We start from the raw sequence: 19,428 nt of genomic DNA on the forward strand, positions 1-19,428 counted from the left end.
CATGCGACTGAAGACAAAACTCGTTCTTGCAATCACCGGCCTTGTCTTCCTGATCGCAGGCATTCTGTCTCTCGTTTACGTCAGTCACCTGGTAGACGCCGCCATTCAACAGTCTTACGACGCCAACCGCATGGTCGCCAATCAGGTGCGGTTCGCATTGCAGCAGGCGCTCGAGACCGGGCTGAAAGATCAGATGATTGCTCCGGGCGACAAGGCGAAGCTGATGCAGCTGGCGACCGAGACGATCCACAGCAGCAAGATTCTCCGCGCTGCCATCGATGCGCCCGTGATGTATTCGCTCACGGTCAACGACATCACCATTACCGATACGCAGGACAACATCATCCTCACCACTCTGCCCGGAAGTCCGGCGAAGCTCGATAACAGGCAGAAATACAGCGATCTCGTCGCAGCGGATCCGATCACAAAAATGCGCGACATCTATGGTCCGGGAAAGGTCTTCGACATTGTGGTCCCGCAGGATCGCGATTTTGAGCCCTTCCTCGGTGTCCACGTGGGCGTACGGACGACGCTGTTGCAGCACGTTTATGAGCCCTCGATGCAGGAGGCGGTCGAGCTGATGGCCTTCGCCGCAGGCACCGCGCTTATCGCGGCGTTCCTGCTGAGCAACCTCGCGCTGCGTCCCATGGAAGAAATCAGCATGCAGCTCGACTTCCTGGCGCCCATTCCCGCCGGTCCTAAAAAGGAAGGGGAAGAAGAGCCGAGGCTCGATACGGCCGAAAGGGTCTCAACCAAAATCGAGCAGATCGGACAACGCATCCGCAACGTCGAAGAGGTCTTCTCCGCGTTGAAGGAAAACCTCGACCAGATCCTCGGGAACCTCCAGGACGGCATCCTGCTCTTCACGGGCGACGGCCGCGCGGTCCTCGTTTCAGAAGCTGCTCAACGCTTTCTCAATCGAGAGAAAGACAATATCCTCGGCCTGCAGGCAAATGAAATCTTCGATCGATCCACCGTTCTCGGCCGCACTCTGCGCGAGGCCTTCGATGCTGGAGTCACCCTCGTTCAGGAAGAGGTTCAGACCGAATCCGGGCGCCGCCTCCAGGCATCGGTCGACTTCATCTACGATGACCGGACGCGAACCGGACTTGGCGCGCTCGTTACCCTGCACGATCTGGAATCGGTGGAGGAGATCGAGTCGGAACTGGAGCTGTCGCGGCGCATGGCGGCAATCGGGAGGCTCACGGCCGGCGTCGGGCACGAGGTCAAGAATCCCATCAATGCCATCGTGGTCCATCTCGAATTGCTGAAGAATAAGCTTGCGGCAGAGCACTCGCCTGCAACCCGGCATCTCGAAGTGATCGACGCCGAGATTCACCGCCTCGACCGCGTGGTGCAAACACTTGTGGACTTCTCACGGCCTGTCGAGTTGCAGCTGCGCGAGCAGGACTTGCGCAAGGTTGTGGGCGACGTGCTCGCTCTGGCTGCAGACGAGCTCACCACGCATAACGTCAAGCTGGAAAGCCAGCTGCCCTCAACGCCGCTGATCGTGAACGTGGACGCTGACCTGCTTAAGCAAGCGGTCCTCAACGTGACATTGAACGGCGCGCAGGCGATGCCGAACGGTGGCACTCTGCGCGTGACGCTCGAAGAAGAACGCCGAGTGGCGGTGCTTCGCATTGCCGACAATGGAGTTGGAATTCCGCCGGAGATTCTCGAGAAAATCTTCGATCTCTACTTCACTACGAAGAGCGGCGGCAGCGGCATCGGCCTCGCCATGACCTACCGCATTTTGCAGTTGCACCACGGCAGCGTCGACGTACAATCGAAGGTGGGCCGTGGCACGGAGTTCTTCCTGCGCATTCCACTCGCAGCCACGGAATGGGGACGTCGGCATCTGCAGCCGGCACAGGTGGAAGAGACAAAGGGGTTGCAAACATGAAGCTCGGCGCAAAATGCGCTGCGTGGCTGCTTCCATTCGTGCTGACCGGGTGTTTTCATCGCAAGGCCCGGGTCGCACAGAACCAGCCGCTGCCGCCGCCAATCGAGGAGTCGACTGCGCCGAAGCCGGAGCCTGCGCCCATTGCTCCGCCAACCGTCACGATTCCCGAACAGCCGGTCCAGCAGCAGATTCCACCGCCCCCCGAGCCGGTGAAGAGACCGCCTAAGCATAAGAAGCCTGCAAACACCAATACGCAAATCGCTTCCGCAGCGCCGCCGCCAGCGGTTTCAGCCGCCGGCGTGCTTGGCGCTGGCGATCCCGCGAACACGCGTCAACAAACTGACGCTTCGATCGAGCAGACGGAGAAGTCACTCAACGGCATCACGCGCAAACTGAACGATCAGGAGCAGCAGACAGCCGCTCAGATCCGCGAGTTTATCAAGCAGGCACGTGAGGCTCTGAAAACTGGCGACGTCAACGCCGCACGCACTCTTGCCGAAAAAGCGAAAGTCTTCCTCGACGAACTACACCCGTAGCCAAACTGAATTCTTACCAGGGCGATGTGACCTGAAGGGCGGAAGCCCCTCAGCGCTCACCCCAGCTCAGCTTGCTGCGCAGCGCCTCGAAGAAGCCACTCTCGCTGATGCGGACCAGGTTCACGGTGTGAGCAGACCGCTGGCATGTGACTTCATCGTCGAGATGCAGTTCGAATCCGATCTGGCCGTCCACGGTGAGCAGGCATTGGGTGGGAACTCCCTCGACGCGCACCTTAACGCACGCCGCTCCGGGGACCACGATCGGCCGCAGCGTGAGAAGGTGCGGGCAGATGGGCGTGACCACGAGCGCGTCTACATCTGGAGTGAGGATCGGGCCGTTGGCAGCGAGCGTGTACGCGGTTGAACCGGTGGGCGTCGAGACGATCACGCCATCGGCACGAAAGTGCGCAACGCTCTTTCCGTTCAACTCGACTGCGAACTCGCCCATGCGCGCGATGTCGCCCTTGGAGACGACGACTTCGTTGAGTGCTTCGAACGTGCGCACCACTTCGCCGCCGCGCCGAACCTCGGAGTGGAGCATGTGCCGCGCATCCAGAGTGTGGCAGTCCGAGCACCAGCTTTCGAGAGTCGTGTAGAGATCGGCCAGTCGAACCTCGGTGAGAAAACCCAGCGATCCAAGGTTCACGCTCAGGACCGGCGTACCGGTCGCCGCGAAAATGCGAGCGACGGAGAGCAGTGTGCCGTCTCCGCCAAGCACAATGACAAGAGCAGGCTTGTGTGCAGGCAGATCTGCACGATCCACGGCCGGCGCGGTGGTCGTGTAGCACTCGCCCTCGCGATCGAGGATCGGATCGTAATCGTGTTTGCGCAGCCACTCGATAAGTTCCGGCAGCAACTGCGCGAGTTCAGGCTTCCGCGGCTTACTGACTATCGCGACAGGGATCATGCGCTCTCAGTTTAAACGGCCAAGCTACGAGCTACTTGCGGAGGTTGAATCCTGAGAGCTGCCGGATGAAGGCTGAAGACGGCTCCACTTCGCATAGAGAAGAAATTCTGCGTTGCCCTCCGTGCCCGTGATCGGAGAAGGAATTGTTTCGACCACCTGCCAGCCTAGCTCACTCACCGTGTGCTCCACTCTTTCGACGGCCATCTTGTGCACCTCGGGATCGCGCACGATGCCGCCCTTGCCGACGTTCCCGCGTCCTGCTTCAAACTGCGGCTTCACCAGGATCACGGCCTCGTTCAGAGCAGGCGCAGCTGCAAATACCGGGCCGAGGAGCAGCGTCGCCGAGATAAACGAAACGTCCATCACCAGCAGCGTCAGCTGCGGCATCCCAGGCTCTGCCAGCGCGTTCGCAGCGAGGAACCGCGCATTGGTACGCTCCGCGAGCCGCACGCGTACGTCATTGCGGAGCTTCATCGCGATCTGCCCAAAACCCGTATCAATGGCTGTGACGTGCGCTGCACCCCGTTGCAGCAGGCAGTCGGTAAATCCACCGGTCGACGCTCCGATATCGAGACAGGCTCGTCTGCTTACCTCGATACGCCAGTGATCGAGCGCCGCCTCCAGCTTCAACCCGCCACGGCTGACGTAAAGCATGTCTTCGCCAAGCAAGCGAACGCTGGCGTCAGCCGCAACCGGCGCACCCGGCTTGTCGACCTTCTGCTCATTGACAAGGACGCGACCGGCGATGATCATGGCGCGGGCGCGCTCGCGGCTCGCAATCAGGTTGCGTTCGACGAGAAGCACATCGAGGCGCGTTTTGCCGATTGCTGCCAAAGCCTTGCCGTTACCTCCCGATAAAGACTAGCTGTTTCGTACAGGCGATTGCTCAGGACCGGGCTGAGTGTCGGAGCCCGCCGGCTCAGATGCAAAAGCCATCCGGAATGTGGATGGCTTCTACAGCTTCCTTTACCGAAGCGCTATCGGATGGCCTGGCAGGTAGCCAGAGACCCTTCTGTGCCCGGACGGTAGCAAGGCTGGCCGGCGCCAGGAATGCGGCTCGAGATGTTGACGTTGCCGCGCACTCCGTTCTGATTGGTGGTACGCACATCGATCAGGTTCCCCTGGATCAAAACCACGGTGTCGACGATGTCCTGATCTGTGCGGAGGATTGTGAGGAACGTGCTGTCGGGCGAAGCGACATACACCTTTCCGTAGAGCGAGTTTGACGTAGACACCACGGTGCGCGGATGGCCAGACACCTGCAGCGTCTTCTCAACGGTGTGGCTCGAGAGATTCACGATAGTGACAGTTCCGTCGGTCTGATTGGCGGTATACGCCCGGCTTCCGTCAGAGAGCGCGGTCACACTTGCCGGATTGTGTCCCACGGGAATGGTGAACGTGGTGCCGAAGGTGGGGCTGTCGTTGCCGTACTGATCGAGACTCACATCGATGAGGCTGATGGTTCCGCCGTCGTAGTTGGAGACAATCAGTTGCTGCGTCGCCGCGATGTACTCGGCGTAGACTGGTCCGGCAGTCGCGGGCACATTCGCTCCCGTCAGGCCTGCCGTGGTGGACAGCGGCAAGCTGGGATGGCATGTAACCGGCTGCCCGTTCTGATTGACAAACGGGGCGCACTGGTCGAGCGCATTGTTCTGGCTGTTGATAACGGTAATATTGTCGCTGCCGCGGTTCAGAACGAAAACGCGGCGGCCGTCCGTGCTCTGCACGCCGTAGACGGGGCACTTGCCGAGAGGGATGCGTGCGGAGACCGTGAAGCTCGTCGTCTCCAATGCGTCCGCTTCGCCATTTGCACCGACAGAAGATGGATTTGTATTGCAGGTGGTGGCGAAGGGCACATTCTGGCTGACGGCGTACACATGCTGCCCGGTGGTGCCCTGCCCAACGACGGTCACCGGGGTGGTCGCTACAGGGATCGCCAGCTTGAACGATTGCGCGGCCGTGGAAGGCGCCAGCACGTCGATGACGTTCTGGTTGAGGTCGGAGACCCACAGGCCGGTGCTGGGTGAGAACAAGCCCACCGTTTGCGCGGCCGGAGGCAGCGTCGAGTAGTGGATGTCCTTCACCTGCGGCTCAGACTGCGAGACCTGGAAGTTCGTGAGGGTTCCGTCGCTGTTCACCGTGTACCCATTGGAGCCGGTGGAGTCCAGCGTGAAGGCAAAGGGGTTGGGCCCGATCGGCGCCTGCACCATGATGGTGTCGCCGGAGTAGTCGATGACCGTTGCAACTCCCGCAGCCGAAGAAGCCGGGGACGAGACTACGACTGCGTATCCAATCGGCTGTGCCGCCGGCCCGGAAGGCCCGATCGGCGTAATTACCGGACGATACGTGCTGCCGCATCCGGCAAACACGGCGGCCGCCCCCAACGCGAGGCCTGCCTGAACCAGCCGCGCACACGCCCGGCCTGAAACTCTGGGAAAAAGACTCATTCAGTACCTAGCACCTCCTCTAAAATCAACAACTTACTGAAAATGCTCATTGTGCGAATGGAACACATGGAGCAGATTTACTGAAATACGCGGTTTTTTGTACATTCCTTGTACAAAAAAGGCTGACAGCCTGTCAGTTGCAACCGGGTATACCTCAGCATTGGACGTTCCAAGTTTAACAGGGTGAACAGGTGTTTCTTCCGGGATAGCGCGGGTACATTGAACAGCTACAACCGCATTGCTCAAAATTTTTTGTTTACTACTTTGGTTCGCGTTTTGCCCGACGAGGTTGGTGAACCAAGTGATTTTAAGGTAACGGAATGCACTTCACGAAACCGAGCGCACTGTAGGTGACATGCGGAACATTTCATACCCACGCCTTCCGCAGAATCCAGAGAAGTAGCCGGGTTTTCCACGCGCCAATTTTTCCAGAACATTCCTACAATCGATGTAGTAGTAAGCTCCCGACCGCCTTCCCTCGATGCTGGCCTGTTCGCGAACATCGGCGGAGCGACGGTCAGGCGAGTGTAGGAAGGGACATTGGAAGTGATCAGACTCCCAATGTCCCCGCAGTGCCCTCGTAGCTCAATGGATAGAGCACCCGATTCGAATCCGGCTGATGAAGGTCCGAGTCCTTCCGGGGGCACCAACAAAATAATACCCAAGCTTTACGGGTCGGGATTTGGGCATTTGTGCGGAAAGAGTTCGAAACCTCACTATCTTCAGCGGAGCCAAAGCTGTACAGCCGAGTCTCCCCTGAGGATGTCCTGAGGAAGTCCTGAGGAAAGCTGTATGGCATCGCCAAAGAAGGCACACCCGCATCAGGCCGAGATTCAGGGGAGTACCCGAAACTCGTTCGCCTTCATATACGACCGAGTCAATGAACGATACTTCTGGGGAAAGGTATTCTTCGAAACGCTGGAAACATGGACTTCATGAACACCACGGCACATGTTTCGTACCGGGTTCTGCTGGCTGCTAGGGACATCGCAGACAATCCAAAGTCGAGTACGACCTAGAAGAGTATTTGAAGGGACGATTGACAAGTACATTGAAACCATCATCTTTAGCGGGCCTTGTTCGCTGAAGGCGAGGATAGAACCACGGTGCTACCCAAGTTGGTCGCCTCTCTCCACGGCAGTCCTCACGCTTAACAGTTCAAGTGGCTCACACCGCCCACCACAACTGACGCTCAGCTTTCCGACGCTCTTTCGAGCCGCGCACTCCCTACCTGCGCAGTGACGTACCGCATTCCTCCTGCACTCAACAAATCCTCACAAGTGCCGACTAGTGGACTAAACACATCCACGCTCGTCCAACTGCCGTACGTGGAATGCATCTCTCTGAGATTGGATTCGTACCGCTCAAAGATGGGCGAGAACCACGTTTGCTCGTTGATTAGCTTGCAGTAATGGGGTGCCATGTCGATGACGGTCTTTCCTAGTCCATGTACGTGTCCGACAAGGTAAGCCGAACGAATGAGAATTTTCCCGAAGATGTTTTGAATGTCACCCTCAGCAAGCTTCTGATTTCGGTGAAATCTATATCCGTGAATCGAGTCTTCTGCCTTCTCCTTCGCCGACGAGAGCATGTCACAGAGGCGCGGCTCTAGCTCCCCGCAGTACGTGCGAATACTCCATTGGGCACTGAGCCGGGAAGCGATGTACTCCATCCAGCAGGTGTGAGCGGTGGCGAGAAGAAATTCATCTTTCGAATTATTGCCTGAGCGCGTGACAAACCCCGGAACTGTACGTCTCAGTACCTCATTGTCATGAGCGTGCGCTGCCTCGTGAGCAAGTATGTGCATGCCTCGGCTGTGCATCTCGTGATCAGGATCATCGAGAGCCCAACCCAGTTCCGACCTCAGGACGATGCAGGTCTTCACTGCACCGTCGCGGAGGACTGGAACGGCCATCGCGTACCCCGTCCCGAACGCATCGTTGCTGGGAACCAGAGCCGGAGCTTTGAAACCTCGATCCAATTTGGCGAGAGTCTCGTGATAATCGTCGGCGATTGCGATAGAATCCAACCCGCTTAGGTCGAGTTGAGTGCCGTAAAGCCGCATGAAAAACACAACCGTCTCCAAAATCCGTTGGGCGGTCTCTTGTGACGGGTATGCTCCGCTGATCGTCACCTTGACGTTCTGAGGCAGCGTGGATTTCTTGAGCTGGTCTTTGAACGCTGCCCGATAGGAATCTCTCATGACGGATGAATTCAGGATGGCAGATTTCGGTTAAACCGGTGCCGTGATCCCAGCAGCGTGTCATTACCGTTGTCACAAAGGAGAAAGGTACAAACCTTTCGTGGAGAAAGAGTTGCGGAGAAGGGCGAAATTCGTCCTACAATGGGCGCGTATGCCTTGCTGGGTGCACGCTGAACTCGAAACCGAGTGGAAAAGGCTTGTAGAACAACAGGTCGGTGCGCACTCGAGTGGGTATGACAGCCCCACTGTCCGCCTCTACTGGCAGATGGTCGAGCATCGTCGATCTTGTGAAGTCTGTCGGGACGATGACGTATTGCAGGGCGTTAAGGAGACGCTCAACCAGCACTAAAGGGTTAGATCGAGGATCAATGGCTGGTTTCAGTTGCGCCCTGTTTGGCCGACCTTCGCGATTGCTAGTCGAGCAGAACGGGTTTCAGCCGCAAGGATTTGCAAAACTCCTGACGACAGTGCGGGATCGTGCGCCACCATCTCACAGAACACTTCGCGCTCTAGAACAATCAGTTCTGCATCAGTCCAGACGATTGCAGTCATTGAATACGCCTCGTTGCTGACGGCTGCTGGTATCCCAATGATGGAACCGTCATCCGCCACGAATCTCATCGTCTTCGTGGTCGAGAGTGGCAGGGTCAGTATGACAACTCCAGAAACGACGAAGTAGACCTGCTTCGCACGTTCCCCTTGCGTGAACAGGACTGTCGCCTGTTTACACTTCAGTATTTTTCCGCGCTGCTGGAACCCTCTGAGTAGTTCCACGTTTGCTTTCACTCCGGACAGAGCGGGCCAATCGCAGAAATCAGAGAAGTCCTGCTTGCCTTTGGAATCACCGAACATGCCCCCTCCGCCCGTGCTGCCAGAGAGCCCGGAGATGGAGTGATGCAAATCACATACATTTCGTCAGATCAGACCGATGCTCTTACTCATAACCAAAAGCCAAATTCGGGGTAGCCTTGCATTTCTCGCTGCCGGATTCCCTCTCGCTGCATGCGTCAGATCGCCTCGGTGAGGCATTTTCTTTTGCGAAATTGAAGGGTTCTCCCCAGTTCAATCTTAGAATCAATCGCAATAGAATCAGTTCGGAAGTCATCGGTTTTACCCTCGCCAGCCGAAACCGTTTTCGGCTGGCGTTGCTTTTCTCGAACTATGCGGAGGTGTACGGGTGGAGACACTTGACGTCACTACCAGAGAAGCTCAGACTATTCGCAAAACCCAATCTCAATCGCGTCTTCCCGGCTCGGAGGTCAGCATGAACTTCATTGACCGCGATTTAAAGTGCGTTCAATGCGGAGTCGAATTCGTGTTTACAGCAGGGGAACAGGCATTCTTCCGTGACCGTGGCTTCACAAACACTCCGAAGAGTTGTCGGGAGTGCCGGTCAAAGAAGAACCATCGACCGATGAGAGCTGATAGCAAAGTGACCTGCGCAGACTGTGGGTCGCCGACGACCGTACCGTTTGTTCCACGGCAGAATAGACCGGTTTATTGCCGTGCGTGCTTCAGTGAACACCGCTCTGAGGCGGAATCCCCCGTGTGCACTGCTATTTGAGCCTGAGGGCAACCAAAGGTGGATGAGACACAATCATCCAACCATGGGCTGTCCTGTTCACGATGCGCTACAGCTTGAGTGGAAATGGCTCGTCTTCCACGACCCCGGAACCAGTAATGGCGAGGACAGTCTCACGGTAAAAGCATTCTGGGAAATGATCGAACATCGCCGGAAGTGTCACGTGTGCCGCGAAGAGGACATCAAGCAGAATTCCACCCCGCCGTCCGACGCTCCTCACAGCTAGAAGACCGCGTGTACTGATCCAGAGCCGTCAATAGTGAGAAGCAACAATCTGCTTGCGCGTGCCCGCTGCGTCGAGAACCCCAGAGAACCCTAGGGAAAACCCCAACAGACAGAGAACCATCAGAGAAGACTACGTTGGTGAATTCTGAGGGGCTCAAAATGACTGATCCGAAGGTTCAGCTTCTGAAAGACACGGTCGAGAAGATCGAGCGAAACCACAGCGACAATCCCGCGAGTTCCCAACTCAAACAGATTCTGAACGAAAAAATTGAAGAGCTTGAGGCTGTCGGCGATCACGAACCTGAACCACTGGCCGAAAGCGATTAGGGTTGACCGAAAAGTATGCACCAAGCATCATCGACCGAGTGCGCAGGCGCTTCTCACCGATTCCGATGAGCACACTCTGTTTATCGGTTTTCTACTTCTTAAAAAGGGCTCCACAAGTCACAGATATTTCACTACCGCTGCTCGTCTAGTATCTGCTGCGGAGCGGGAGTTTTTCCATTCCAAAGGCTTCAATCAGTGTCCGTAATTTACAGGGTGTGCAGGTTGTAGGTAATCGCCTCACGAGGGTCGATTCTTCCCTGACGTGCGAGGACTGAGGAGCGAATACCACGATGCTCTTTACGCCGAGACAGAACAAACCCGCTTTCTGTCGAGTTTGCTTCGCGAGGGGGAAACCGCTTCTGGTGCTTTCCGAGTTCAGATTCCCGGATGTAGCAGCCATATCGCGAACAGGAACGACCAAAAAGCGGCCACCAACATAAACAGGACTGAGGCGGGACAATTCTGCCGTGCTGCCGCACGCGACCTAGAAACTGGAGCCGGATTTAGTTGATATGTCATCGTAGACAACTCTTATAAATAGTTCAGAGCGCTGTTCGCCGTACACGCGACGAACAGCGCGGGCCCACCGACCGCGTTGCAGTCGGGGTGCTTGCCCTGAGAGCGAAGCACCATGCAAACTTGGATGCGGAAAGCGCGAAGCAGAGAAGGTGCAGTTTTGGAGACTGCCGCAACAAAGGATTCTCTTGTGAATAGGAGGGCGAGCCGAGTATCGTTCCTGCTCGATGGGGTGTTCGGTTCACGAAGAGCTATACCGAGAATGGAAACTGCTCGTCTGGAAGCAGCAAGGTGCACCGTGCGGCTACGACAGCCCCGCTGTTCAACTGTTTTGGGAAATGGTCTCGCACCGGACAAGGTGTGAGGCCTGTCGTGATGAGGACAACGGGAAAACACTCCAGTTCCCGCCTTCAGATGCCCCTTGAGGATAGTGCCGAACGGTGACCCAGAGTGTATGCCCTGCCTGACAAATTGAGCTTCCGCGTTACGTAATCAGCAATATGGGTTCCGCAACTTCAAAAGCTCTAAACCACTGCATGATGGAAAGTCCTGTGCCACTTGCCGCCGCTCTTGGCTATTTTGAAGGTGCGTCCATCAAGCGACAGTTTGTAGACGCTATCCGGCAGGTCAACGTTGATCTCGACTACGTCAGGCTTCACGTAGACACATGTATCTAATTGCGGCATGGAAATTCTCACCGCACGAACTCGGCACGGAATGCGAACGCCTCTGTGGATGAGTAACGCATCCAACTCGACGATCTCACGGCGGGAACTCAAGGTTCGCTCAAAACTTAGAATGCGGCCAGACAAAGGTCACCCCCTTCTTGCAGTTCTGATGCACTTTGCTGAATGGGTGTGAGGTAGAGTTCAGGTCATTGATGTTCGTACTCGATGTATGAGGTTACATCGAAGCGCAGCCTTTGTTTCCTGCACTCCTCGAACGGGTCGGGCGTGGCTGGGATGGCTGAGGGATAGAATCTCTCCTGAACCGCTAAATCCGGTTGACTCCCCCGTTCGTATCTCCGTCAACGACCCCTGCATGGGTCATTACACAGGTATGTTGGGGAGGTTCACTCTCGGGGGAGAGGTGGTCTCCCCACCTGTGTTTGTAGCAGTTGGCGACTATGGGCAACGCAGGTAGCGGAGACCGAATCTAGGCAGAACACACGGGCGAAATGCGTGCGTATTGCCCCGCACTCGTAGAACGGTTGCGGGCTTCTTTTCTCCACGCGGGAGGCGAGAACTCAGCCGGTGGTTTCGACCCAGTCATATTCTTCGGGCGCGTTCAGCCCGGCTTTCCGCAGCCGATCCTCAAATGCTCGTTACACAGCCACCTGAGCGGCATCCATGCTGATGTGCAAGTCTTCATCTAAGACCATTTGGCTGGTGGCAACCGTACCGTCAAGTCCACTTCCCTGACATATCGGACTAAACGCTGAGCACTACGGTAAACGTCTCAAGCTCGACACGACAGATAAGTTGTCATCGAAGTACGCGGCCCCAATTCACGTCAGCTAACGTAATACATAGGATCGTCTGGCTGGTCGATGGAGAAGCCGTCGTTTGTGATTTCCCCAGCCATCTCCAAACGGTTCAAGCTGCTGACTATGTCGCGCCTACTCAGCTTTAGCTGCTTTTCTAGTTCACTGCGGCGGATCACGAAGTACCCAGCCGAGGTGACCCCGCTGCTGATCTTCCAAATCTTCTTGTTCTTCAGCGCCTTCAGAACCATAGAGTCGATTGACTGTTCGTTGTGTTCCATCCGCGAAATCGTATCAGCGTCACGCCGCCAACCACAACTGACGCTCAGATTCCCAGCGCTCCATGAGTCCGGTACTTTCCGCCGCCCGCGTGATCCCCAATCGAAGTTGATCAGCGGCTCCGTTGAACTTGGACTGATTCACAAGTCAAATTAGCGTGCTCGATGCAACCTGTCCGCACGAAACATCTCCTCGTTTACACTGACTACATGAGTCTTGAAGCAATCATTTCAGAAATCGACAACGAAATTTCGCATCTTCGGCAAGTCCGCGCACTGCTCTCCTCCAACCAAGTCCAAGTCAAAGCCACCGTTGGTACCAGACCTGCACGGAAACGTAGAAAGATGAGTGCTGATGCCCGAAAGCGCATCGCCGAGGCACAGCGGAAACGCTGGGCGAAGCAGAAGGCAGCGAAATAGATGTGCGGGCGATACGGGAGAAGAGGCGATAAGCAGCGCATCGCTGAATGGATGCAAACGCACAACACGAACGTCTTCGATGAATTAGATGAAACAAACCTCTCGCCGTCGTTCAATGTCGCGCCTCAGACTTTTCAACCTGTTGTGCGCCTGAATGATGAGACGGGCGAACGCGAACTGACAGTCATGCGATGGGGGCTTGTACCGTACTGGTCGAAAGACGGCAAAGCATCGTTCAGCACGATCAATGCAAAGTCCGAAACGGTCGCTACCAGTCCGGCGTTTCGGGAGGCATGGAAAACACGACGTTGCCTCGTGCCAGCGGACTGGTTCTACGAATGGCAGAGGCTGGATGAGAACACGAAGCAGCCTTTCGCCATCGCTCTCAAGAACGATGAGATGTTCGCGTTTGCCGGGCTTTGGGAGACGTGGAAGGATAAGACCACAGGACGAAAGCTGCGGACGTATACAGTTCTCACGACTGACCCAAATGAAGTGGTAGAACCTCTACACAATCGAATGCCGGTAATCCTGCATCGCAGAGACTACGTGCGTTGGTTGGCACCGACCGATCCGGCACACTTGCCCATTGATTTGCTGAGACCATACCCGGCTGAGGAGATGAAGGTGTGGAAGGTGAGCAAAGCGGTTGGGAATACGCGCAACGATGACCCAAGCCTGATTGAGCCTCTACAAGAAGCCGCGACTGTCCCTACCACCCCGTCACTCTTTGAATGACTCAACCAAACATCAATGGACAGACGCTCATGGAGCGATTTTCCTACGTAGGCAATCTTTGTCCCTAATGAGATTGGGCTATCCTATGAAGATGAATGCCAAGGAAATTGTTGGAAACACTGCTGAGTTCCTGCGAGTAGCCGAAGAGAAACTTCACAATTCAGGCCTCACCCCACAACAAGTCGATGCGATAGAAGCATACGTATCACTGGCAATCGACGCTCGACTCGCTGGTCTCAGTGAGAGGTTCGAAGCCGCTTTCAGAAACAACATCCTAGCCCCCGTGTTTCCGGAGGAAGAACGCAGTTAGCGTCGAAAACCAAATTCTCGGCTACGACAGAGGGGTAGTACGCCCCCACTGAGTGCTTGCCAGTCGCCAGTATGCCCGAAGGCTCAGATTGGGTGTACGAACTGAAACTTGATGGATTTCGAGGGCAAGCGATTCGCGATAGAGACGGCGTTCATCTGTTTTCGAAAAACGGGAAGGACTTTTCCAAGAAGTTCCCGAAGGTCTTCGCCGCACTCGGCAAAGCCCTTCCCGTGGGAACTGCTGTTGACGGCGAGTTGGTCGCATTCGGTGAAGACGGACGCCCGAGCTTCAGTTGCTAGGTCTCCCGGTTGTAGGTCGTGCCCATCAAATCATGTCAGCCCTGAGACCTTGGGCAAACGCTCGAAGCTGGAGTGCTATCGATTCGAGCGGCATCGGCCCCGTGGCGCGTGGAATCGAAGTTCCCGATACTGGTGTACGGGCAAATATCGTCGCTCTCCTGCACCCCTCGTTCTCGTCGTCAAATCAGCGATACCGTAAGACTCTGTTCCGGGTAGAGCACCCGGAAGTCGCTATGCTAAGGTCAGCGAGAGTATCGTAGACAAATACATACATTGAAGGTGAGGGCCCATGCGTTCGGTTCAGGGTTTCCGTCATTCACCGCGCTTTGTTCGGCTGTGTCTCGCCCTTGTTCTTGGCCCAACGTCTGCTTTCCTGAGCTTGGAAGCCAAAGGTTCCAGCCTTTCTCCTCGCGGGACGAAGGTCGAGCAGCACGTAGCCGCGAAGAATGACGATTGGTGGCAAAGAGCTTTCTTGAAGCTGAGTCAGACCGGCGTACTTCACTTTTCGGAGCCTGTTCACGAGGAGATTACGGGCCGCATTTTCGACTGTGAAGACGGCTGCAATGATGCTGATGCTTCAGCGGAGTACGCGGGTCTCTTTATCATTGCCGGTGTGAGATGGAACGACGATCCTCCGTTTCAGATGCTGCCGAGCGAAGCCCAACATACGAGCTGCAAGACCCTCCAGACCATTCGATTTACCACTCAACCCTACTGCTGGTACCAAATCTTCACAGCAGCGAAGAAGATGGCGGCTTCCGGCCAAGTCCCGAACGCAGCGAATCATGCCCCTCTTTTGGCGCGCTCCCATTTCGGCGACCTCCAATTCTTCCATTCGATGGCGTCTCAGGATGGCGAAACGGCTGCTGAGACGCAGAGACGGGTGATGATTTGGATGGAATTCACATGGAGGGTTGCGAGTGGGGAGTACAAACTCGACACGAAACTAGCAGACGTTAAAATCGACGGCTTCGCTCAGTTCTTTGGAACGAGCGGATGGACAGTGCAAGACCTTTTTACTGCCGGAAATCCAGCCCTACGTCGCCGCATCACTGACGTGGCATTTGGAAGCCTGCTCCATACCGTTGAAGACAGTTTCGCTGAAGGGCATGTGCAGCGAGAAGAAGCGAGTCCGGGAGCTTGTTCTGCTACACCGCAGTTGTCTGCTCCCCCTCGTGTCATCGAGTTTCACTCCTACTCGCATCAAGACGAGAAGAAGCACAAGGAGAAGGATTCTCGTGCAGCGTTTCTTGAACTGTTCGCCAAGCCTGCTAATGCTGTGACCGTGGGTAAGCCGCTGGATGATTACTACGAAAAAGGTGCCAGTTGGGAAACGGTGAGGCCCTACATCGACTGCATCTTCACCGTTGTTGACCCGACAACGAAGGCATCGGCAGGGAAAGAGTTTGCTATCGAAGGTGCTGAGTAATTCAGTGGAGGTTGTCTTCGAGTGACTCCGAATTTTGAAAGATACATCGGCATCGACTACTCCGGCGCGGAGACCGCAGACTCCAGTTGTAAGGGCATCCGCGTGTTCATGGCAGAGGATGCCGGTGAGCCGATACAGATTCAACCGCCGCCGAGCCCTCGCCGATACTGGACACGCCGAGGTCTCGCCGAATGGCTCTGCGACAAGCTTGGCGACGATAAGCCGACCATTGTTGGCATAGACCACGCATTCTCGTTTCCGTTGGCCTACTTCGAGAAATACCGACTCTCCAGTGATTGGCAAAGCTTCTTAGAGGATTTTCGTTATCATTGGCCGACTGATGAACAGGGGGTCTTCGTCGACCTCATCAGAGACGGACACGCAGGGCACGGTTCGGAAAGGATTGGGGACAATCGTTGGCTCCGATTGACCGAGGCGTGGACGGCCACCGCAAAATCCGTGTTCCTCTTCGATGTTCAGGGTTCCGTTGCGAAATCAACGCACGCCGGTCTGCCGTGGCTTCTCCACCTGAGAAAGCATTGCAAACGCCAACCACATTTCTGGCCGTTCGATGGTTGGGAGATTCCCGAGCGGAAGACGGTTGTGGCTGAGGTCTATCCGGCTTTGTGGATGCGGCGGTTCCCGAAGGACGGCAGGGATGGGGACGAGCAAGCCGCGTATGCAACTGCGGAGTGGCTGAGACGTGCGGACTGTAGCGGGTCTCTGAGCGGATTTCTCAAGCCGGATTTGACTTCCGAGGAGCGCAGCATTGCTAACATTGAGGGGTTAATACTTGGGGTGATTTAATCTGGGCTGGCTAAGCCGTGATTCTCAAAGGTTCACGGAGTCATTCTGTTGGGAATCGAAACCTCCTCGACTAGTTCGACAATTTGCGGATAATTCGGGTCATTGTTGAACCGTACGCGGTACCCGTGTTGGCGGTGTAACCCAGTAGCCAGCTCGGGAGAGACCAAGGCATAACAGCTTGCGATATACTTTCCAGATTCTTCGGAGAAGACGTTAAACCGTACCTTCCACTCGCTTTTCTTGATGGGACGGTGCCGATAGGGTCGGATCACCGCAGTCTGGCCAGTAGCGACAAACCGTGTCGCCGCTCCGGGAAACAGGGAACGGGCGACCGTTCCGGATTTGAAGCCACGGTCGATGTCTGTACCGCCACGCTTGGCAGCAGTCTTTGCGGCCTTATCTATCTCCCTCAAGATCGGAGTTTTCTTGCCGGGCGTCCATTCGAAATGTACGGTCATGCTGGCGTTCTTGAAGGCGGAAAGGAAACTCCTCCAGAGGTCGGAATTCTCCACTGGTTCTCCATAAAGGTTCCTCCAATCGTTCTTTCGCCATGACTGAGCACGGATGATGTTGTCCTTCACATAGCGAGAGTCCGTGATAATTTGTACTCTCGAGACATCTGGCCAAGGCGAATTCAGACGAATCCATCTCAGAGCACAAATGCACGCAAGCAACTCCATTCGATTGTTGCTACTTTCCGAGCACCCGAAATCAACAATCTGTTCATCCTCACGACTGAGATGCTCGGGATACTGAACAATTGCAGCGCAGCCGGAACTGCCACCGGGATTGCGGAAGCACGAGCCATCGGTATAGATGTGAACTGCCCGCGAATCAAGTGGCACTCTATGGACACTATATGCCGAATGACTACCTCCCACTAATGAACTGAGAGGAGGCAATCAGGCATTTTAGAGAGGCGCAACCTGAGTGCAGCGTTTTAGTGCTCTATACTCGGCTTGAAAGCGACTGCACGATAGACGACTCAACTCTGGGAACGAAACATCGATGAGTAGGGCGACTGATAGTGGCTGTGAGATGAAGGCAGGAAGGGCCAATGGCAAAAGTCTACGCACTGAGCGAAGTCGGTACATCGAAACCCTTGAAGTTACTGAACTGTAAAGATGAGGACAAGGAACTTCAGTCGATCCTCCTGAACAACTTCGACCTTCTTCCCGGCGACCAAATCGATCCAGAAGCGCCTTGTCGGTGGCTGCTTATTAAACGCGAAATGCCAGTCCCTGACCCATCCACCGGAACAGACCGATGGAGTATCGACTTCCTCTTTGCTGACCAGAATGCCACACCGACATTTGTGGAATGCAAGCGTTACCTCGACACGCGAGCACGACGGGAAGTCGTTGGCCAAGTCTTAGAATATGCGGCAAATGCTCAGTATTTCTGGACCGCTGACGACCTCCGCTCATTCGCGGAGCTAACGGCAAAAGAGAACGGTACTTCCTTGGACGAGGGTCTACATGGGCTCCGTTCAGAAGTTGTGGATTCGGTTGAGAACTTCTTCAGCGCCTTCGAAAAGAAGCTCAAAGCAAGTGAAATTCGCATCATCTTCTTCCTTGAGCAAGCTCCGCCCGAATTGAAACGGCTCGTGGAGTTCATGAACAAGCAGTTGGGGACGGTGGAGGTACTTTTGGTCGAAGCTCGACAGTACGAATTGGAGAAAACTCGTATCGTCGTCCCAACCCTTTTTGGATTCACTGAGCAGATTCGCCAGATTAAGCGTGATGCTTCGAAGCAGCAGAGCCGGCAGCCTGTCGCCACCGATTGGGAGGGCTTCAGACAGAATGCGATCCTAAAGGGGCTCAAGCCCGAAGACATTGCTGCTATCGGGAACATTTATGAGACCTGCAAATCATTAAATGCCAATGTGGTATGGGGACGAGGTACAGTGACCGCTACCTTTAGCCCGAAATGGCCTTGGCTTCACGCTTCAGTATCCCCGTTCACGGTCTTCGCGAACGGTACTCTCGAACTGCACCTGATTGCGCTCAAAACCTCAGACCGCGCCACCAAGTTCTCTGAGGCATTTGGAAACCGTCTAGTCGCGTCAGGCGTCAATCTGCCTCAGAACTATCAGAACGCTTGGGTCACCCTCTCATCGGACGATTGGATTTCTCATTCACAGGACTTCTTGGATGGCCTCAAGGAGGCTATTCAGGTCAGTCAGCAGATGTAGCGTGTAGCGTGATTCGTCCTTTCGCGCTTTGATTTCACTCGGATTTCGAGCCTCATCACTAACGATTATGCACTCATGAAGTGAAGCGTCCATGAAGTGTACTCCCAGTTGAGATACCTGAGATGAGGATGATTGGGTCAGTGCGGGTGGCCGACTTCACAGCTATCGAGAGGAACAGGATATCGACCAATGACTGAGTTCAACTGCTGGATAGACTTAACCACAGATAAGCGATTAAAGCTACGTGTAGAGAAGGGCATATTCGGAGGACAATTCAATTCCACACACGTCTGGTTCCCCGCTCCGCCGAATAATTACCGGTGCTGGCCCGGCGTCGTAGCGGGTTGGTGCAAGGAACGCAACCTGAATCCCGTTTGGGAACGATTGGACATACGGGTAACGGTCACCAAGGCTCAAATAGAAGATTTCATAGACTACGTCTATCGAGACGACGCCTCATATTGGGAACCGGCCAAAATGCTGATGTGGGAAGGTCGAGCATATCTCGCTAACAGTCTGACCAACCTCCGTGCTTTCGTGGCGCAGGAGCTAAACCCGAAGCGCACCTATGAGTTGAAGGCTGATGAGTACTGAGTATTCTCAAACGCCACGGCAGGTCGAGAGTCCTCCTCATGAACGTCATTGAACTGATTCGCGGATGGCAGATAAAGGCGAAAGATATCAAACCGCCGCAGGGATCAAGCATTCTCCCGGCACGAGGCGGTCTGCACGGGCCTGCATTCTTCCCAGAGGGGTACCGCCTTCAGTGCCCAAACGCCGAAGCACAGTGGCCCAAATTCGTAGCGGTTGGTCACAACTTCGGC

General features: G+C 55.5%; 19 protein-coding genes and 1 tRNA gene. 12 read left to right on the top strand and 8 right to left on the bottom strand.

The features are described 5' to 3' along the window. Position 1 precedes the first annotated feature (1 nt). Together DHV10_RS06160 and DHV10_RS06165 are read left to right on the top strand one after the other, a co-directional pair. Positions 2 to 1,903, top strand: coding sequence for a sensor histidine kinase (locus DHV10_RS06160; protein ID WP_109485371.1), 1,902 nt, complete (start codon positions 2 to 4; stop codon positions 1,901 to 1,903). After that, on the top strand, positions 1,900 to 2,439 hold the full coding sequence (locus tag DHV10_RS06165) for a hypothetical protein (RefSeq protein ID WP_109485372.1): 540 nt from the start codon (positions 1,900 to 1,902) through the stop codon (positions 2,437 to 2,439). The genes DHV10_RS06160 and DHV10_RS06165 overlap by 4 nt, the downstream gene beginning before the upstream one ends. A 49-nt stretch (positions 2,440 to 2,488) precedes the next feature. Here DHV10_RS06165 and DHV10_RS06170 read toward each other — a convergent pair whose 3' ends face one another. The 3 genes from DHV10_RS06170 to DHV10_RS06180 all read right to left on the bottom strand — a co-directional run bounded on the left by DHV10_RS06170 (position 2,489) and on the right by DHV10_RS06180 (position 5,793). After that, positions 2,489 to 3,346 (bottom strand): NAD(+)/NADH kinase, encoded by an 858-nt coding sequence (locus DHV10_RS06170; protein ID WP_109485373.1) that lies wholly within the window; start codon positions 3,344 to 3,346, stop codon positions 2,489 to 2,491. A gap of 24 nt (positions 3,347 to 3,370) precedes the next feature. Continuing rightward, entirely contained in the window at positions 3,371 to 4,180 is an 810-nt protein-coding gene (locus DHV10_RS06175; protein WP_338042574.1) for a TlyA family RNA methyltransferase, read from the bottom strand. A gap of 143 nt (positions 4,181 to 4,323) precedes the next feature. Beyond that, on the bottom strand, positions 4,324 to 5,793 hold the full coding sequence (locus DHV10_RS06180; RefSeq protein ID WP_109485374.1) for a YncE family protein: 1,470 nt from the start codon (positions 5,791 to 5,793) through the stop codon (positions 4,324 to 4,326). A gap of 574 nt (positions 5,794 to 6,367) precedes the next feature. On the opposite strand from DHV10_RS06180, the gene DHV10_RS06185 reads away from it, so the two are divergent. Then, positions 6,368 to 6,442 (top strand) — tRNA-Ser (locus tag DHV10_RS06185). Positions 6,443 to 6,985: 543 nt separating this feature from the next. On the opposite strand, the gene DHV10_RS06190 is transcribed toward DHV10_RS06185, so the two are convergent. Both DHV10_RS06190 and DHV10_RS06200 read right to left on the bottom strand, forming a co-directional pair. Further along, positions 6,986 to 7,996 (bottom strand): hypothetical protein, encoded by a 1,011-nt coding sequence (locus tag DHV10_RS06190; protein ID WP_109485375.1) that lies wholly within the window; start codon positions 7,994 to 7,996, stop codon positions 6,986 to 6,988. A 378-nt stretch (positions 7,997 to 8,374) separates the two neighbouring features. After that, a complete protein-coding gene (locus tag DHV10_RS06200; RefSeq protein WP_109485377.1) occupies positions 8,375 to 8,848 on the bottom strand; it encodes a Crp/Fnr family transcriptional regulator in 474 nt (157 codons plus the stop codon). Positions 8,849 to 9,260: 412 nt separating this feature from the next. Here DHV10_RS06200 and DHV10_RS06205 point away from each other — a divergent pair, with 412 nt between their 5' ends. Together DHV10_RS06205 and DHV10_RS26920 are read left to right on the top strand one after the other, a co-directional pair. Beyond that, positions 9,261 to 9,560: a zinc-ribbon domain containing protein gene (locus DHV10_RS06205; protein ID WP_109485378.1), complete on the top strand. Its 300-nt coding sequence runs from the start codon at positions 9,261 to 9,263 to the stop codon at positions 9,558 to 9,560. A 402-nt stretch (positions 9,561 to 9,962) separates the two neighbouring features. Then, positions 9,963 to 10,130 (top strand): hypothetical protein, encoded by a 168-nt coding sequence (locus tag DHV10_RS26920; RefSeq protein WP_162601240.1) that lies wholly within the window; start codon positions 9,963 to 9,965, stop codon positions 10,128 to 10,130. A gap of 1,040 nt (positions 10,131 to 11,170) precedes the next feature. On the opposite strand, the gene DHV10_RS26925 is transcribed toward DHV10_RS26920, so the two are convergent. Together DHV10_RS26925 and DHV10_RS06215 are read right to left on the bottom strand one after the other, a co-directional pair. Continuing rightward, the gene (locus DHV10_RS26925; RefSeq protein ID WP_162601241.1) at positions 11,171 to 11,332 is read right to left on the bottom strand and encodes a hypothetical protein; all 162 of its coding nucleotides are present in this window, start codon (positions 11,330 to 11,332) and stop codon (positions 11,171 to 11,173) included. Between the two features lie 826 nt (positions 11,333 to 12,158). Beyond that, the gene (locus tag DHV10_RS06215) at positions 12,159 to 12,410 is read right to left on the bottom strand and encodes a hypothetical protein (RefSeq protein WP_162601242.1); all 252 of its coding nucleotides are present in this window, start codon (positions 12,408 to 12,410) and stop codon (positions 12,159 to 12,161) included. A 417-nt stretch (positions 12,411 to 12,827) separates the two neighbouring features. On the opposite strand from DHV10_RS06215, the gene DHV10_RS06225 reads away from it, so the two are divergent. From DHV10_RS06225 to DHV10_RS06245, 5 genes are all read left to right on the top strand, one after another. Continuing rightward, complete coding sequence (locus DHV10_RS06225) at positions 12,828 to 13,565, top strand: SOS response-associated peptidase (RefSeq protein ID WP_109485381.1); 738 nt, start codon at positions 12,828 to 12,830, stop codon at positions 13,563 to 13,565. Between the two features lie 85 nt (positions 13,566 to 13,650). Further along, positions 13,651 to 13,875 carry a hypothetical protein gene (locus DHV10_RS06230; RefSeq protein ID WP_109485382.1) on the top strand — a complete coding sequence of 75 codons (225 nt, stop codon included), beginning with the start codon at positions 13,651 to 13,653 and terminating at the stop codon, positions 13,873 to 13,875. 92 nt (positions 13,876 to 13,967) lie between these two features. Beyond that, positions 13,968 to 14,174, top strand: a complete 207-nt coding sequence (locus DHV10_RS06235; protein WP_162601243.1) for an ATP-dependent DNA ligase — start codon at positions 13,968 to 13,970, stop codon at positions 14,172 to 14,174. A 289-nt stretch (positions 14,175 to 14,463) separates the two neighbouring features. After that, a complete protein-coding gene (locus DHV10_RS06240) occupies positions 14,464 to 15,603 on the top strand; it encodes a hypothetical protein (protein WP_109485384.1) in 1,140 nt (379 codons plus the stop codon). A 21-nt stretch (positions 15,604 to 15,624) separates the two neighbouring features. Then, on the top strand, positions 15,625 to 16,410 hold the full coding sequence (locus DHV10_RS06245; RefSeq protein ID WP_109485385.1) for a hypothetical protein: 786 nt from the start codon (positions 15,625 to 15,627) through the stop codon (positions 16,408 to 16,410). 32 nt (positions 16,411 to 16,442) lie between these two features. Here DHV10_RS06245 and DHV10_RS06250 read toward each other — a convergent pair whose 3' ends face one another. Further along, positions 16,443 to 17,291, bottom strand: coding sequence for a ribonuclease H family protein (locus tag DHV10_RS06250; protein ID WP_338042584.1), 849 nt, complete (start codon positions 17,289 to 17,291; stop codon positions 16,443 to 16,445). Positions 17,292 to 17,467: 176 nt separating this feature from the next. On the opposite strand from DHV10_RS06250, the gene DHV10_RS06255 reads away from it, so the two are divergent. After that, positions 17,468 to 18,604 (top strand): PDDEXK family nuclease, encoded by a 1,137-nt coding sequence (locus DHV10_RS06255; protein ID WP_109485387.1) that lies wholly within the window; start codon positions 17,468 to 17,470, stop codon positions 18,602 to 18,604. 189 nt (positions 18,605 to 18,793) lie between these two features. Further along, positions 18,794 to 19,198 (top strand): hypothetical protein, encoded by a 405-nt coding sequence (locus DHV10_RS06260; protein ID WP_109485388.1) that lies wholly within the window; start codon positions 18,794 to 18,796, stop codon positions 19,196 to 19,198. Positions 19,199 to 19,428: the final 230 nt, after the last annotated feature.

Source organism: Occallatibacter savannae, assembly GCF_003131205.1.
GTDB lineage: Bacteria > Acidobacteriota > Terriglobia > Terriglobales > Acidobacteriaceae > Telmatobacter > Telmatobacter savannae.